The following is a 13,643-nucleotide window of genomic DNA, read 5'->3' as shown; positions in this document are numbered from 1 at the left end:
GGCCCTTCCGAAGTGGCGCGCATTATAGCGACCTCTCCGTGTCTGGCAAGCTCTTTTTTGAAGAAATTTTCTTAAGAAAATCAATCACTTGGAGCTGCCTCCTCGCCACTTCTCAAGCAGCGAGGGCGCGAACTATACGGACTGGCGGAGCCAGGTGCAAGCACTTTTTTCAACCGGAGTGGATACTATCCAGAGAACCTGGTTACACCCCCGATTTGTGCTCACCGACGCCCCGCCATTACCGTGGCGCCACTCTTTAACTTTAGTATCACGAACCGCGGTTCACCACCCGGAGACCGCAACTAGTACCTATACCTACCGGGCATCGCCAGAGTTGTCGGAACCGGGACCGTCGTCACCGCCCTGGTCCACCTTGGCCGCCGCGCCCTCCGGATCCTTCCCCGAGCCGTCTTTGTCCGCACCATCTTCACGGCGCTTACGCACCACCTGCCAGGCCCAGACTGCAGGCCCCGAGCAGGTATAGATTACTGCCAGCGCAAGCAGCACCCTCGGGGGGTCAATAGTCACCAGACTAAACACCAGGATAACCGCCAGCATCATGACAAAGGGTACGCGGCCCTTGAAGTCGATGGTCTTGAAGCTCGTGTAGCGAAAGTTCGACACCATAAGCAGCCCCGCCGCTACGGTTACCAGTGCCGCTACCAGCCCGATACCCGCCCCGACCTCAGCGTCGTGACCCGCCCACACCATGCTGGCCACAATCGCCGCCGCAGTCGGGCTCGCCAGCCCGATGAACACCCCCTTGTCGACGGTGTCCACCTGGGTATTGAACCGAGCCAGTCGCAGCGCCGCACAGGCGGCGTAGAGGAAAGCCGCCGCCCAGCCGAACTTGCCCAGCGGCCCCAGCGCCCAGCTGAATACCACCAGTGACGGAGCCAGGCCAAAGGAGACCATGTCCGAGAGGGAGTCGTACTGGACCCCGAACGCACTCTGGGTATCTGTCAGCCGCGCCACCCGGCCATCGAGCCCATCGAGGATCATCGCGGCGAAAATCGCAATGGCTGCGGCTTCGAAATTCCCGCCCAGCCCCGCAATAATTGCGTAGAAGCCACTGAATAGCGCACCGGTGGTAATCAGGTTGGGCAGCAGGTAGACACCCCGAGCCCTGACCCGGGTGCCGCTGGCCGAAACCTCTTCCTCAATATGCTCGTCCACCGGAATGCGAATCTCCTCCCGGCGGTCATCCCCATTGCCGGCGGCCCCGGTGGCATCCCTTTTGTCGCTCATAGGTTCTCCGTTGACTCTGAATACAGCCGGCGAGTGTACAGCGATCTTCGACAGCGCGCACAGGACCCCTGGCGCAAAAAAAAGCGGCGGGGTCGCCCCCGCCGCCTTCTCCATCAGTTACCGTCAGCTATTGCCTTCGGTCTTGTCGATGATCTTGTTGGCTTTGATCCAGGGCATCATCCCACGCAGCCTGGCGCCCACCTGCTCGATCGGGTGCTCACTGCTGATACGGCGCTCGGCCTTGAGGCGCGGCTGCCCGGCCAGGGACTCCAGCATGAAGTCCTTGGCGAAACGGCCCGCCTGGATATCCTTCAGTACGCGCTGCATTTCTGCCTTGGTTTCCTCGGTCACGATGCGCGGGCCCGTGACATAGTCACCATACTCAGCGGTGTTGGAGATAGAGTAGCGCATATCGGCGATGCCACCCTGGTACATCAGGTCCACGATCAGCTTGAGCTCATGCAGGCACTCGAAGTAAGCCATCTCCGGCGCGTAACCGGCTTCGGTCAGGGTTTCAAAACCGGCCATGACCAGCGCGGATACACCACCACAGAGCACGGCCTGCTCACCGAACAGGTCGGTTTCCGTCTCTTCGCGGAAGTTGGTCTCGATAATACCGGAGCGACCGCCACCGTTGGCAGACGCGTAGGACAGCGCCAGGTCCTTGGCCGAGCCGGACGCGTCCTGGTAGACCGCGATCAGGGTGGGCACACCACCGCCCTCAAGGTAAGTGGAGCGAACCGTGTGGCCCGGCCCCTTGGGCGCGATCATGATGACATCGACGTCCTTGGGCGGCTCGATCAACTCGAAGTGGACATTGAAGCCATGGGCAAATGCCAGCGCCGCACCTGAGCGCAGGTTGGGGGCCACCTGCTCGCGATAGATCGCCGCCTGGTACTCGTCCGGGGTCAGGATCATCACCACATCCGCATCCCTCACCGCATCGGCGACTTCCGCCACACGCAGGCCGGCCTTTTCGGCCTTGGCCCAGGAGCTGGAGTTCTTCCGCAGGCCCACGACCACGTTCTTTACGCCGGAATCCTTGAGGTTATTCGCGTGGGCATGGCCCTGGGAGCCGTAACCGATGATGGCCACGGTTTTCTGCTGGATCAAAGACTGGTCGCAATCTTTATCGTAGTAAACTTGCATTGCTCACTTCCTATTACTGAACGATTAATTGAATTCATGTCCTGCCCGACGGCAGGCGTCTATACACTCAGGACTTTTTCGCCGCGGGATATGCCGGAGACACCGGAACGCACCACCTCCATGATGGTGTGCTCACCCAGCGCCTGCAGGAACGCATCGAGCTTCTCGCCGGTGCCGGTCACCTGCACCGTGTACATATTGCTGGTGACGTCGACGATCTGGCCCCGGAAGATATCCACACTGCGCTTGACCTCGTCGCGCTGCGCACCGGAAGCCCGCACCTTCACCAGCAACAGCTCCCGCTCGATATGGGATCCCTCGGTCAGGTCGACCAGCTTCACCACATCGATCAGCTTGTTCAGGTTCTTGGTAATCTGCTCGATCTTGTGATCGTCACCAATGGTCACCATGGTCAGGCGCGACAGTGTTTCATCCTCCGTCGGGGCGACGGTCAGGGTCTCGATGTTATAGCCGCGTTGCGAGAAAAGCCCTACGACCCGCGAGAGGGCGCCGGGCTCGTTTTCCATTAATACTGAGATAATTCTGCGCATGATTCTGACTTCCCTAGGTCCGCTCCGTCTTGCTCAACCACATATCCCGCATTGAGCCATTGGGCATCACCTGCATGGGATATACATGCTCGGATGGATCGACGTAGACGTCGATAAACACCGTGCGGTCCTTGATGGAGAAGGCTTCGGTCAACTTGTCGTAGAGCGCCTCGCGCGATTCGATCTTCATGCCGACGTGCCCGTAGGCCTCGGCCAGTTTGACAAAGTCTGGCAGTGATTCTTCGTACACGCTGTTGGACAGGCGTCCCTCGTATTGCATTTCCTGCCACTGTTTCACCATGCCCAGGGCCTGGTTGTTCAGGCACAGGATCTTGACCGGCAAGTGATACTGGGTGGCAGTGGAGAGCTCCTGGATGCACATCTGGATACTGCCCTCACCGGTCACGCAGACCACCTCGCTGTCCGGGTGGGCGATCTTTACCCCCAGCGCCGCCGGCAACCCGAAGCCCATGGTTCCCAGGCCACCGGAGTTGATCCAGCGCCGCGGCTTGTCGAACAGGTAGTACTGCGCGGCAAACATCTGGTGCTGGCCCACATCCGAGGTCACGAAGGCGTCGCCCGCAGTAATTTCATGCACGGCCTTGATCACCTCCTGCGGCATGATCAGGCCCCCATCGGTGCGGTAGCGGGGCGCCGTGTAGATACCGTGGCGTTCGCGCCAGTCGTCGATCTGGCGCCACCAGTCGACGATTGCCGACTGGTCCGGCTGCTCACCGCACTCCCGCAGCATGCCCAGCATTTCCCCCAATACCGACTGCACCGTACCCACGATCGGCACGTCAGCGGTAATGGTCTTGGAGATGGACGCGGGATCGACATCAACATGGATGATCTTGGCCCCGGGACAGAACTTGCCCGGGGTGTTGGTCACCCGGTCGTCAAAACGCGCCCCGATGGCAAAAATTACATCGGCATGGTGCATGGCCGTGTTGGCCTCGAAAGTGCCGTGCATGCCCAGCATGCCGAGAAAACGCCGGTCACTGCCGGGGTAGGCACCGAGCCCCATCAGGGTGTTGGTCACCGGGTAATTCAGCGCCTGCGCCAGCTCCGTCAGCAGCTCCGCACCCTCGCCCTGCACCACGCCGCCGCCGGCATAGATGACCGGACGCTTGGCAGACAACAGTAATGCCAGGGCCTTGCGGATCTGCCCGGTGTGCCCCTTGCCCGCCGGCGTGTAGGAACGCATGCGCAGCTTGCTCGGGTACTCATAGGGGAAACGCTCCGTGGGATTGGTGACATCCTTGGGCACGTCGATCACCACCGGCCCCGGTCGACCGGTATTGGCGATATAGAAGGCCTTCTTCACCACCATGGGGATATCTTCAGCATTCTTGACCAGGAAGCTGTGCTTCACGATCGGTCGCGAGCAGCCCACCATGTCCGTTTCCTGGAAGGCGTCCTCACCGATCTTGTCGCTGGTCACCTGTCCGGAAATCACCACCATCGGTACAGAATCCATATAGGCAGTGGCGATGCCGGTAATCGCATTGGTGGCGCCCGGGCCCGAGGTCACCAGCACCACACCGGTCTTGCCGGTCGAACGGGCATAACCGTCCGCCGCGTGGGTCGCGCCCTGCTCGTGACGCACCAGTACGTGCTTGATGCCCTTCTGCCGGAAAATGGCATCGTATATATGCAATGCTGAACCGCCGGGGTAACCGAAGATAAGGTCTACCCCTTCATCCTGCAGCGCGCGAACCAACATATCGCCGCCGGAGAGTAATTCCACTGAAGCCCCCTAAAATTTCACGTAAATTAGGATGCGCATCACCCCGGGCATAAAAATAAACCACAGAAGCGAAACGCAGAGCGCGATTATAAAGCTTTTTGATGACAAATATCAGCCTGCAGCACGCCAAAGATCGATTTTTAGGATAACTTCATCGAGCAGGCAGGCGCGCACACCCGCAACCGCTGTCCAGGCAGCGTCCAACAGGGCTTGCAGGCCTCCGGGGTGGGAGGGTCTCCAGCGCGGGGTAACGGGCGTTTGGCCCATTCAGGATAGACAGGGACCGCGGGGTGTGCGGCAACTTCTAGGCACCGGGAGGTGCCGTCGATTCTGCAAACTGCCCCCGGCTTGTCAACCTGTCCCCGCCCCCACAGGCCAAAAGTGTTAAAGCGGTTGCAGGAAAACACCGCCCGGGCGGTACAATGGCACTAACGACGACCGGCATGACAACGAATTACAACAAGGGGCACCCAATGCGCTTTCTCTCTGCAATCCTGCTGGCCTCCCTGGCCTGCACTGCATACGCAGACGGCATCTATAAGTGGACCGACGAGAACGGGGTAGTGCATTTTGGCTCCCAACCGCCGCAGAAAAAGGCCGTGGAAGTGGTCAAGGAGCCCAAGTCCCAGCGCTACCGCCAATGGAAACAGGAGCAGGACGCCCTGGCCAAAGCCGCCGAGGGCGAGGGCAACGAGGAATCCCCATTGAACGAGGCCGGCAAGCGTGAAACCGGGACCAACCCGGACGTGGGTGAGGACACCCAGCTGACGCAGGCCCAGAAATCCGTGCGGCTCCAGCGTTGTCGCCAGGCGCAGACGAACCTGCAGGAACTGACCGCGCACTCCCGGGTCCGCGAGGTGGACGCCTCCGGAAAAATCCGCGTGCTGCCCGAGGATGAACGCCAGGCGAGAATCCGCCAGACCCGTGAAACCATTGCGCGGGATTGCTGACCGACTCCCACCCGGGGCCATAACCGGACAGTTCCTACCTTATGGGCAATAAAAAGGCGGCCGTACTGGCCGCCCGGGTGAAAGGCCCAAGGCCTATTTCTTGCTGGGCATCAGCACCCCGTCGATCACATGAACCACGCCATTGGAGTTCATGAGGTCAGCCCGGATCACGGTGGCTGTATTGCCCTTGGAGTCAGTGACAGTTACCTTGCCACCGTCTACCTTGAGGGTCAGCTCTTCGCCCTGGACCGTCGCTACCTTGGCGTGGCCACCGCCCTTCTTGGTCATTTCCATCACCACCTCGGCGGTCGCTTTGCCGGGGAGCACGTGGTAGCCGAGAATCTTCTGCAGCTTCTCCTTGTTCTCCGGCTTCAGCAGCGTATCCACAGTACCGGCCGGCAGGGCAGCAAATGCGTCATTGGTTGGCGCAAATACGGTGAATGGACCCTCACTATTCAGGGTATCCACCAATTCGGCAGCTTTTACCGCGGCTACCAGTGTGGACAGGTTATCCGCCTTGGCAGCATTTGCCGCGATAGTCTTGCCGGGATCACTGGCATTGAGCGAGCCGCTGTAGAGCGCTGCCAGCAGCACTGGTGCCAGAATTAATCGGGTAAATATGTGTTGCACTAAACGCATGATTTCACCTCCACAGTGAAGCACGGGATTGGCCGGGTTGGGCATTCCCACCCGAACCACTTGGGACTGCCCGGCAGTATAGGGTCGGCCAGGAGACCCCACACCTCCTGTTACGACAATCACATCCCGTGCAAATACGCTGCCCGACACATGCCTAGCCGTTCTGTTCCGCCTCCCGCATATCCTCCTCTCGCTGGTAGTCCCGCCCCAGGTACAGGTACATGGCGGGAACGACAAACAGGGTGAACAGCGTGCCGATGGTCATCCCTGTCGCCACAACCAGGCCCATGGCAAAACGGGCACCGCCGCCCGGCCCGGCCGCCAGCAGCAGCGGCACCATTGCCAGCACCAGTGATGCCGTCGTCATCAGCACCGGACGCAACCGGATCGATGCCGCCTCCTCGATTGCCGTGCGCTTGTCCCGGCCGTCCTGCTGCAGCTGGTTGGCGAACTCGACAATCAAAATGCCGTGCTTGGATATCACGCCGATCAATGTCACCAGCCCCACCTGCGTATAAATATTCAGTGTGGTGAGCCCCAGGCTGACAAAAATCATCGCGCCGCAGACACTCATGGGCACCGTCATCAGCATGATCAGCGGGTCGCGCCAGCTCTCGAACTGCGCCGCCAGCACCAGGTAAATCACGATCAGGGCAAAGAAAAACGTAACCACCAGCTCGGAGCCCTCCGCCTTGTACTGGCGCGACTGCCCGGCGTAGTCCACCGAATAGCCCGGCGGCAATACCTCTGCCGCGGCATTGTCCAGCACCCCCAGCGCCTCCCCCAGAGTGATGCCCGGGCGCGGGACACCGGAAATGGTCACCGCATTGAGTTGCTGGAAACGCTTGAGCTGCTGTGGCTCCACCGTTTCCTCCAGGCTTACCAGCGTCGACATGGGCACCAGCTGCCCGGAACGGCTGCGGATGTAGTACTGCTTGAGCTGGGCGCCAGTCAGCCGCTCGCGCCGCACCACCTGGGGAATCACCTTGTAACTGCGGTTCTCCAGCGAAAACCGATTGGTATAGGCGCCCGACATCATGGCCCCCAGCTCCCGCCCGATATCCGCCATGGTGATCCCCATTGCTGCCGCCTTGTTGCGATCCACCAGCACCCGCAATTTGGGCTTATCCAGCTTCAGGTCGGAATCCACGAAAATAAACTTACGGCTGGCCAGTGCCCGCTCCATGATCTCGTCGGCAAACGAGGCCAGGTTTTCCATCGGCTCGGTGGAGCCGACCACGAACTCCACTGGCAGGCGGCCACCGGCGGTGGGCAGGCTGGGTGGTACCACCACCGCCACCTTGAGGCCGGCGATCTCTGCCACCTCGTTGCTGATAATGTCCTTCATCTCGGCAGTGTCCAGCGCACGCCGGTTCCAGGGCGCGAGCACGAAACCGGCAATGGCGCTGTTGGTGGCATTACCGGCACCGCCGACCCCGTTGAGCAGGAACAGGTTTTCCACCTCGTCGGCATGCCGCTCGGCAATGACGTTAAGCTCCCGGGTGAAGCGCTCCAGGTAATCGATGGTGGCAAAGGAGTCCGCCGAGGAAATGGTCAGGACAAAACCGCGGTCCTCATCCGGTTCCAGCTCGCTGGGCGAGGTGACGAACAGGAAATAACAACTCACCAGCACAATCAACCCGAAAAGCAGGATCACCAGCCGGTCATCCAGGGCGCTGTGCAGCCGCCGCTGGTATCCCTGCTGCATACGCTCGAATTGCCTTTCCAGCCACTGCTCCAGGCTATTGCCGCCATTCTCCTTCGGCGGCTTCAGGATCTTTGACGCCATCATCGGCGTCAGGGTCAGCGCCACCACACCGGACAGCAGCACCGCCCCGGCCAGGGAGAAGGCGAACTCCACAAACAGGGTGCCGGTGAGCCCGCCCAGGAAACCGATCGGCAGGTACACGGCAATCAGGGTGGTGGTCATGGCCACCACCGGCCATGCCAGTTCGCGCGCACCGCGAATGGCGGCGTCCCGCGGCGTCATGCCCTCTTCGATGTGGCGGTGTACATTCTCGAGCACGATGATGGCATCATCCACCACGATACCGATGGCCAGCACCATCGCCAGCAGGGTCAGCAGGTTGATGGAAAACCCCATCAGCAGCATCAGGAACAGCGCCCCCACCAGCGACAGCGGCACCGCGATCGCCGGGATCACCACGCTGCGCAGGGAACCGAGGAACAGGTAGATCACCACGATCACGATCAACACTGCCTCGGCGATCGTCTTCACCACCTCGTTGATCGAGTCCTGGATGTACTCGGTGCTGTCGTAGGGAATCTCACCGATCATGCCCTCCGGCAGCTGCGGGAAAACCTCACCATCGAGTTTCCTGCGCACCTCGCGGATGACTTCCAGCGCATTGGCATCCGGAGCCACCTCCACCGCAATAAAGGTGGCCGAACGCCCATTAAAGGTGACCGAGGTATCGTAGGACTCGGAACCCAGCTCCACCTCAGCGATATCCCCCAGCCGCACGATGCGGTCCTCGTCGGAGCGCACCACCAGGTCACGGAAAGCCTCCTCAGAGGCGATATCCGTATCGGCTGATATTTCCACGGTGATCCAGCGGCCCTTGGTACTGCCCACCGCCGACAACACATTGTTGGCGCGCAGCGCCGCACTGACATCCCCCGGGGTTACCTCCTGCGATGCCATTTCTGCCGGCTTCAGCCAGATACGCATGGCGAAGGTCCGGTTGCCCAGCAGGCGCGCTCGCTGCACACCCGGGATGGTCGACAGCTTGGGCTGCACCACCCGTGTCAGGTAATCGGTAATCTGGTTGTTATCGAGGATCCCGGACGAGAACGACAGGTACATTGCCGCCACCGTCTGGCCGATGGCCATATCCACGGTGGAATCCTCGGACTCCTCCGGCAACTCGCTGCGCAGGCGGTTGACCTTGGCCACCACCTGGGTGAGCACCTGGTTGGGATCAAAATCGAGGCGCACATAGGCCTGGATGGTCGACACCCCCTGCACACTGGTGGACACCATGTAGTCGATGCCGTCGGCGGTGGCGATCTCCTGTTCCAGTGGCGTAGTGATAAATCCCTGCACCAGGTCTGCATCGGCGCCTACATAGACCGTGGTTACGGTGATTACCGCATTCTGCAGCTCCGGGTACTCGCGCACGTTGAGCTCGGTGGCGGCACGGAGCCCCAGCAGGAAGATAAACAGGCTCACCACTGTCGCCAGCACCGGCTTGCGGATAAAGATCTCGGTAAAATTCACGCGGGGGCACCGGTTGCGGTCGTGGCCATGGTCAGCTGTTCTCCGGCTGTGGATCCGCCTTCGCCGGCAGTGTCTCCTCGTTATTGACGGTGACCGGGCTCTGGTTACGCAACTTCAGCAGGCCGCTGGTGGCGACACGCTCCCCCTCCTCCGCCCCCTCGATGATTTCCACCAGGTCACCACGCTCCTCACCGGTTTTTACAAACCGCTTGCTCGCCACCAGGCCATTGCCCTCCGGGTCTTGTTGCAGGACAAAGATGGCATTGCCGTAGGGAGAGAAGCTGACTGCCGTGCGCGGCACCACCAGCACATTGCGCCGGCGGGGAAGGTCCACCGACACGTCGGCGAACATGCCCGGGCGCAACTGGTCGCCGGGGTTGTCCATGGTGGCCTGGAGCAGGAAGTTGCGACTGGCACTGTCGATACCGGGATCAATGGCTGTCACCTTGCCCGGGAATGTCTTTTCCGGGAACGCATCGGTGGTGACTTCGATGGGAAGACCGGTCTTGATGCGCGCGAAGTAGCGGCCCGGCAGGTAGAAATCGACGAAAATCGGGTCCAGTTGCTGCAGGGAGACCACCGGATCTCCGGGCGCGACGTTCTGCCCCAGGTCGATGCGCCGAATACCCAGCCGCCCGGAAAACGGCGCCACAACCCGGTGCTCCTCCACCGTCTCTTTCTGCACACGGATACTTGCCAACACCCGGTCCAGGGTACTGAGTGCGTCATCCAGCTCCGCATCGGTGGTGACACCCTTGACGTGCAGCGCCTTGATGCGCTGGTGATTGCGGCGGGCCAGCCGCAGCTCCGCCTCCAGCACTTCCAGTTCCGCCTTTTCCGGTTCCGCCGACAACTCCGCCAGCAACTGGCCCTTCTCCGCAGGCTGGCCGGAATCGAACAGTATCCGCTGCACCACGCCCTGGGCGCGGGTCGTTACCTCGACGCCATTGACGGCGCGCATTGTGCCTACGGCAGACAGGCTCTCCTGCCAGAGCTGCCGCTCGACCCGCGCTGCGGTGACCGTGGCCGCCGGTAATGGCATATTGTCGAATGCCCGGTTCATCATCATTTTGCCGAACATCTTGAAGGCAAAGATGCCGCCAAACAGCAACAGGCAGCCCAGCAGCATCAGCAGCATGCGCTTGTTGAATACCGGATTGCGTCCAGCCACTGCAACTCCCTGTCGATTGCCACATATCCAAGCAGGGGCAAGCCGGCCAAATTGACCGGGCCCAGCAGTCAGGATAGGCAAGCGCGGGCAGGAATGACGGTTGGCAATCGGTGGGCTGCAGCCAGGGGTCGAAAACGGACGGTCCGGCGGGAGCGGGCAATGGGGCGGCGGATAAAGAAAAGCCCGCCGGTGCGCTCGCGCCGGCGGGCCATTTCACAGGGTGGGACGTATCACTTGCGGAAGACGGCGTGATCCCCCTCCAGCTCCGCATGGATGGTATCGCCGGGTGCGAACTTGCCCGACAGGACATCCTGGGCCAGCGGGTTTTCCAGCCACATCTGAATTGCACGCTTGAGCGGGCGGGCGCCGTAGACCGGGTCGAAGCCCACATCCGCCAGCTTGTCCAGCAGGGGCTCGGCCACTTCCAGCTGCAGGTCGCGCTCCGCCAGCCGGCGGCGCAGCTGCTCCAGCTGGATTTCGGCAATGGAGCGCACCTGGGCCCGTGCCAGCGGATGGAACACTACCACCTCGTCGATGCGGTTGATGAATTCCGGCCGGAAGTGCTCACCCACCACATCCATCACCGCGTTTTTCATCTGGCGGTAATGGATTTCGCTGTCGAGTTCGTCTTCCTCTTTCTTGCTGGCATATTTCTGGATCAGGTCAGATCCCAGGTTGGAGGTCATCACCACCACCGTATTGCGGAAATCCACCGTGCGTCCCTGGCCATCCGTAAGGCGGCCATCCTCGAGGACCTGCAGCAGGATATTGAATACGTCCGGGTGCGCCTTCTCCACCTCATCCAGCAGCACTACAGAATAGGGTTTGCGACGCACCGCCTCGGTCAGGTAACCACCTTCTTCGTAACCGACATACCCGGGCGGCGCACCAATCAGTCGTGCCACCGAGTGCTTTTCCATAAACTCGGACATATCGATGCGCACCATGGCGTCCTGGCTGTCGAACAGGAATTCCGCCAGCGACTTGCACAGCTCCGTCTTGCCCACCCCGGTGGGACCGAGAAACAGGAAGGAACCGTTGGGCCGGTTGGGATCGGACAGGCCTGCCCGGGAACGGCGCACGGCATTGGCCACCGCATTGACGGCCTCGTCCTGGCCAATCACCCGATGGTGCAGGGCGTCCTCCATCCGCAACAGCTTTTCTCGCTCGCCCTCGAGCATTTTCGATACCGGGATGCCGGTCCAGCGGGAAACCACCTCAGCCACTTCCTCGTCAGTGACCCGGTTGCGCAAAAGCCGGGGCTCCTCGGTGGCTTCCGTATCACTGGCCTGCTGCAGCTGCTGCTCCAGTTGCGGGATCACCCCGTATTGCAGCTCCGACATGCGCGTCAGGTCGCCGGCACGGCGGGCCGCTTCCATATCCAGCTTGGCCTGCTCGAGCTTTTCCTTGGTATCCGTGCTGCCGGCCAGCTGGGCTTTCTCGGCTTTCCAGACCTCTTCCAGGTCGGCATATTCCTTCTCGATTTCGCGGATATCTTCTTCCAGCTTTTGCAGCCGCTTCTGCGCCGCTTCGTCGTCCTTGTCCTTCTTGACCGCCTCGCGCTCGATCTTCAGCTGGATCAGGCGTCGCTCCAGCTTATCCATGGATTCCGGCTTGGAGTCGATTTCCATGCGGATACGGCTGGCGGCCTCGTCAATCAGGTCGATAGCCTTGTCCGGCAGCTGGCGATCGGTGATGTAGCGCTGCGACAGCTTGGTCGCCGCAATAATCGCCGAGTCGGTAATATCCACACCGTGGTGGACCTCATAGCGCTCTTTCAGGCCGCGCAGGATGGCGATGGTGTCCTCTTCGGTGGGCTCGTCCACCAGCACCTTCTGGAAGCGACGTTCAAGCGCGGCATCTTTCTCGATGTACTTGCGATATTCGTCCAGGGTGGTGGCACCCACGCAATGCAGCTCGCCACGGGCCAGTGCCGGCTTGAGCATATTGCCCGCGTCCATGGCGCCCTCGGCCTTGCCGGCGCCGACCATGGTGTGCAGTTCATCGATGAAGAGGATGACACGGCCTTCCTGCTTGGACAGTTCGTTCAGCACCGCCTTCAACCGTTCCTCAAACTCGCCCCGGAATTTTGCACCGGCCAGCAAGGCCCCCAGGTCCAGAGATAACAGGCGCTTGTCTTTCAGGCCCTCGGGCACCTCGCCATTGACGATGCGCTGGGCCAGGCCCTCGACAATGGCAGTCTTGCCCACGCCCGGCTCGCCGATCAGGACCGGGTTGTTCTTGGTGCGGCGCTGCAATACCTGGATGGTGCGGCGGATTTCGTCGTCGCGCCCAATCACCGGGTCCAGCTTGCCGGACACCGCCCGCTCGGTCAGGTCCAGGGTGTACTTGTCCAGGGCCTGGCGCGCATCCTCGGCCCCGGCATCGCTGACTTTCTCATCACCGCGGACCTTGTCGATGGCTGCCTGCAATTGTTTCAGGTCGCCATTGGCATGCAGCAGCTTGGAGACTTCGCCGGCGGCGGAATCGAATGCGGCCAGCAATACGGTTTCACTGGCGATAAAGCTGTCGCCCTTTTGCTGCGCTTTTTTATCGGCAAGGTTGAACAGGCGCATCAGTTCCTGCGACATGCCCACATCGCCGGTCGGCGAGGTTACCGTGGGCAGCTGGTCGAGCCTTTTCGCCAGGTCGTTACGCAGCCCGTTCAGGTTGAAGCCGGCCTGTGACAGGAATGCAGGGACACTGCCGCCAGACTGGTCCAGCAGCGCCTGCAACAGGTGTTCGGGATATATCTGGTTATGGTCACGCCCCACCGCCAGGGATTGCGCATCGGCAATCGCGGCCTGCAGCGGGTTTGTCATTTTGTCTATGCGCATGGACGGGTCTCCTCCCTCGGCACAGTAAAAGCAATTTGACAGTGGGGTGACGCACGACGGCGCCAACTCTGAGTCTAGGGGATCCCACGGTGAATCCGGTGGTCTCC

The 13,643-nt window shown here is 61.2% G+C and carries 9 protein-coding genes; 1 reads left to right on the top strand and 8 read right to left on the bottom strand.

What is annotated here, in order from left to right; all coding sequences use genetic code 11:
* Positions 1–315: 315 nt before the first annotated feature.
* The 4 genes from pssA to LVE68_RS13760 all read right to left on the bottom strand — a co-directional run bounded on the left by pssA (position 316) and on the right by LVE68_RS13760 (position 4,698).
* A complete protein-coding gene (pssA, locus tag LVE68_RS13775; protein ID WP_232940959.1) occupies positions 316–1,248 on the bottom strand; it encodes a CDP-diacylglycerol--serine O-phosphatidyltransferase in 933 nt (310 codons plus the stop codon).
* Positions 1,249–1,371: 123 nt separating this feature from the next.
* The gene (gene ilvC / locus LVE68_RS13770) at positions 1,372–2,397 is read right to left on the bottom strand and encodes a ketol-acid reductoisomerase (protein WP_232940958.1); all 1,026 of its coding nucleotides are present in this window, start codon (positions 2,395–2,397) and stop codon (positions 1,372–1,374) included.
* 59 nt (positions 2,398–2,456) lie between these two features.
* Positions 2,457–2,948, bottom strand: coding sequence for an acetolactate synthase small subunit (gene ilvN, locus LVE68_RS13765; protein WP_232940957.1), 492 nt, complete (start codon positions 2,946–2,948; stop codon positions 2,457–2,459).
* A 13-nt stretch (positions 2,949–2,961) separates the two neighbouring features.
* The gene (locus LVE68_RS13760; RefSeq protein ID WP_232940956.1) at positions 2,962–4,698 is read right to left on the bottom strand and encodes an acetolactate synthase 3 large subunit; all 1,737 of its coding nucleotides are present in this window, start codon (positions 4,696–4,698) and stop codon (positions 2,962–2,964) included.
* Positions 4,699–5,171: 473 nt separating this feature from the next.
* On the opposite strand from LVE68_RS13760, the gene LVE68_RS13755 reads away from it, so the two are divergent.
* Complete coding sequence (locus LVE68_RS13755; protein ID WP_232940955.1) at positions 5,172–5,648, top strand: DUF4124 domain-containing protein; 477 nt, start codon at positions 5,172–5,174, stop codon at positions 5,646–5,648.
* A 93-nt stretch (positions 5,649–5,741) separates the two neighbouring features.
* Here LVE68_RS13755 and LVE68_RS13750 read toward each other — a convergent pair whose 3' ends face one another.
* The 4 genes from LVE68_RS13750 to clpB form a co-directional block, all read right to left on the bottom strand.
* A complete protein-coding gene (locus LVE68_RS13750) occupies positions 5,742–6,287 on the bottom strand; it encodes a fasciclin domain-containing protein (protein WP_232940954.1) in 546 nt (181 codons plus the stop codon).
* A gap of 154 nt (positions 6,288–6,441) precedes the next feature.
* A complete protein-coding gene (locus LVE68_RS13745) occupies positions 6,442–9,528 on the bottom strand; it encodes an efflux RND transporter permease subunit (protein ID WP_232940953.1) in 3,087 nt (1,028 codons plus the stop codon).
* 31 nt (positions 9,529–9,559) lie between these two features.
* The gene (locus LVE68_RS13740; RefSeq protein ID WP_232940952.1) at positions 9,560–10,699 is read right to left on the bottom strand and encodes an efflux RND transporter periplasmic adaptor subunit; all 1,140 of its coding nucleotides are present in this window, start codon (positions 10,697–10,699) and stop codon (positions 9,560–9,562) included.
* Between the two features lie 230 nt (positions 10,700–10,929).
* Positions 10,930–13,536 carry an ATP-dependent chaperone ClpB gene (gene clpB / locus LVE68_RS13735; RefSeq protein ID WP_232940951.1) on the bottom strand — a complete coding sequence of 869 codons (2,607 nt, stop codon included), beginning with the start codon at positions 13,534–13,536 and terminating at the stop codon, positions 10,930–10,932.
* Between the last annotated feature and the right edge of the window lie 107 nt (positions 13,537–13,643).

The organism is Microbulbifer sp. YPW16, assembly GCF_021290385.1.
Lineage (GTDB): Bacteria > Pseudomonadota > Gammaproteobacteria > Pseudomonadales > Cellvibrionaceae > Microbulbifer > Microbulbifer zhoushanensis.
This window is presented reverse-complemented; position numbering and strand designations above follow the sequence as displayed.